The organism is Micromonospora sp. H33 (assembly GCF_052068455.1).
GTDB lineage: Bacteria > Actinomycetota > Actinomycetes > Mycobacteriales > Micromonosporaceae > Micromonospora.
Genome location: NZ_JBQHDE010000039.1, coordinates 1 through 677, shown reverse-complemented (window position 1 = coordinate 677; position 677 = coordinate 1). Strand labels below are relative to the sequence as shown.

Below are 677 nucleotides of genomic sequence, written 5' to 3'. Positions count from 1 at the left end.
CGGGTCACGTCCGGAATCGCCGACAGCAGCGCCCGCGTGTACGGATGCTGCGGACGTTCGTAGATGTCGGCGCGGTCACCGATCTCCACCACCCGCCCCAGATACATGACCGCCACGCGGTGACAGAAGTGCCGCACCACGGCCAGGTCATGGGCGATGAACACGAACGCCAACCCCAGATCCCGCTGCAGATCCCGCAGCAGGTTCACCACCTGCGCCTGGATCGACACATCCAACGCGGACACCGGCTCGTCGGCCACGATCAGCTTCGGCTCCAGCGCCAGGGCCCGGGCGATCCCGATCCGCTGACGCTGCCCCCCGGAGAACTCGTGCGGATACCGGTTGTAGTGCTCCGGATTCAACCCCACCAGCTCCAGCAACTCCTGCACCCGAGCCTTGACCCCACCCGCCGGACTGATCCGGTTGACCTGCAACGGCATCGCCACGATCCGCCCCACCGTGTGCCGCGGATTCAACGACGCGTACGGATCCTGGAAAATGATCTGCAAATCCTGCCGCAACGGCCGCAACTCCCGCCGCCCCGCATGCGTGATGTCCCGCCCCGCGAACTCGATCGACCCCGCGGTCGGCTCCAGCAACCGCACCAACATCCGCCCGGTCGTCGTCTTACCGCAGCCGGACTCCCCCACCAGACCCAGCGTCTCCCCCGGCCGCAC

At 67.5% G+C, this 677-nt stretch carries 1 protein-coding gene; it reads right to left on the bottom strand.

Translation table 11 applies throughout. From position 1 onward, the window contains the following. The coding region (locus ACTMS0_RS29085) for an ABC transporter ATP-binding protein (RefSeq protein ID WP_441158466.1) at positions 1-677 on the bottom strand (677 nt) is incomplete at both ends.